The 2,102-nt window shown below is 61.4% G+C and carries 2 protein-coding genes; one reads left to right on the top strand and one right to left on the bottom strand.

From position 1 onward, the window contains the following. Positions 1–123: 123 nt before the first annotated feature. Positions 124–639 (bottom strand): NUDIX domain-containing protein, encoded by a 516-nt coding sequence (locus CDA63_RS19995; protein WP_088466217.1) that lies wholly within the window; start codon positions 637–639, stop codon positions 124–126. Between the two features lie 201 nt (positions 640–840). Here CDA63_RS19995 and CDA63_RS19990 point away from each other — a divergent pair. Then, on the top strand, positions 841–2,102 hold a 1,262-nt coding region (locus tag CDA63_RS19990), incomplete at its 3' end, for a DEAD/DEAH box helicase (RefSeq protein WP_126546990.1).

Here is a 2,102-nt window from a genome sequence, read left to right as displayed (position 1 = left end):
CCACGTTGGGCTCGATTTCGTTCACGAAGTACTGGAACGCCTCGGTGCGGCCGCCATCCTGGGTGTCACAGGTCATGCGAATGTAGCGCCAGGCTAGGTTACACATTTGGGTCATAGGGGTTACTATCTTTTCCGCAGTTGTGCCCACTGCACGGCGATGATGGTTTTAGCATCCTCGAACTGGGCGGCAAACAACTCGTCGGCGGAGAAGAACACGGCCTCAATTTTCTCGCTCTCCTCGGCCAGCCCTCCACCCGCTCCCGACTGGTGACTGACCTCGGCATAATACACGGTAATCACCTCGGCACTGTTGCCGGGCGAGGGCAGGATGCGGGCAATCTGCTCCAGGTAGTCGACCTCGTAGCCCAACTCCTCCTGAATCTCGCGGCGCATGGCCTGCGCCGGGTCCTCGCCCGCATCGACCATGCCGGCGGTCAGCTCCACGATTTCCGCCTCTGGCCCGATGCGGTACTGCCGGGTGAGCACGTAGTGCTGGCTGCCAGTATGGCGGACCAGGGCAGCCACGGCCGTTCCCGGCTCGAACCGCTCCCGCTTTAATACCTCCTCGCCGTCCTGAACCCGTAATTGGCTGAGTTTATAGTGGCCGTCGTAGGCGAGGTGCTTATCTATTACATGCATGCATTTCGGTAAAAGAGGAGGTTACTAAAAGGTGGCCGGCTATTTGTGGCCTAGCCCTGCAGCGGCCGGATGCCCTGCGCCGCGCCGGCTGGTTCGTTATACGCCTTTAAAGGCGCTGTAAGTTAAAAAACCCGACCTTTGCCGGCTCATTTATTTCCGTGCCATTTTCGCTGCCCCTAGGCAGCCGCTTTTTTTCTTTAGATGTCGTTCGACGAACTCAACCTGATTGAGCCTATTCTCCGCGCCCTGGGCGAGGAAGGCTACTCCACCCCTACCCCCATCCAGCAACAGGCCATTCCGCAGGTGCTGGAAGGCCACGACCTGCTGGGCATTGCCCAGACGGGTACTGGCAAAACGGCCGCCTTTACGGTGCCCATCCTCCAGATTCTGCACCAGACTGCCCAGGTCGAGCGACATGCTCCCGGCCGCATCCGGTGCCTGGTCCTCACCCCCACCCGCGAGCTGGCCATCCAGATCGGGGAAAGCTTTAAATCTTACGGCCGCCACCTGCCGAAGCTGCGCTCTACCGTTATTTTTGGGGGCGTAGGCCAGCACCCGCAGGTGCAGGTGCTCAAGCGGGGCGTAGAAGTGCTCATCGCCACTCCCGGCCGGCTGCTCGACCTTATGAGCCAAGGCTTCGTGGATTTGCGTAACGTGGAAGTATTCGTACTAGATGAAGCCGACCGCATGCTCGACATGGGCTTCATCCACGACATCAAGCGCATTCTGCCCAAGCTGCCCGCCAGCCGTCAGACCCTATTTTTCTCGGCCACCATGCCGGGCCAGATTCAGGAGCTGGCTGGCAGCATCCTGCGCCCCAACCCCGTAAAAGTGGCCGTCACGCCCGTATCGAGCACTGCCGAAACCGTGTCGCAGGCCGTTTATATGGTGGAGAAGGACGACAAGGCCGATCTGCTCGAACACGTACTCCAGGACAAGAATATCCGCCGGGTGCTGGTATTCACCCGCACCAAGCACGGAGCCGATAAGGTGGTCAAGACCCTGGCCAAGGCCAACATCCCGGCCGAAGCTATTCATGGCAACAAGTCGCAGAACCACCGCCAGCGGGCGCTGTCCAACTTCAAGGCTGGTTCTACCCGCGTACTCGTGGCTACCGACATTGCCGCCCGCGGCATCGACGTGGATGAGCTGACCCACGTGATCAACTACGAAATCCCGAACGAGCCCGAAACTTACGTGCACCGCATCGGCCGCACCGGCCGCGCCGGAGCCGATGGCACGGCGCTTTCCTTTTGCGAGGATGAGGAGCGGGCCTACCTGCAGGATATCCAGAAGCTCATCCGTCGCCAGGTACCGGTGGTGCAAAGCCATCCGTATGCTACGTCGGCCGTGCAGCCGGTGCCCCTCACCGGCGGGCCACCCATTAAGCGTCCTAAAGGTCCGGCGGGCCGGCCGCCGTCCGGGGCGCGACGGCGGCGGTGGCCAGTCGGGTGGCGGCCGGG

The organism is Hymenobacter amundsenii (assembly GCF_002204745.1).
GTDB lineage: Bacteria > Bacteroidota > Bacteroidia > Cytophagales > Hymenobacteraceae > Hymenobacter > Hymenobacter amundsenii.
This window is presented reverse-complemented; position numbering and strand designations above follow the sequence as displayed.

Coding starts and splice junctions, on each gene's coding strand:
- CDA63_RS19995 (WP_088466217.1), bottom strand. CDS start 639: ATGCATGTAATAGATAAGCACCTCGCCTACGACGGCCACTATAAACTC.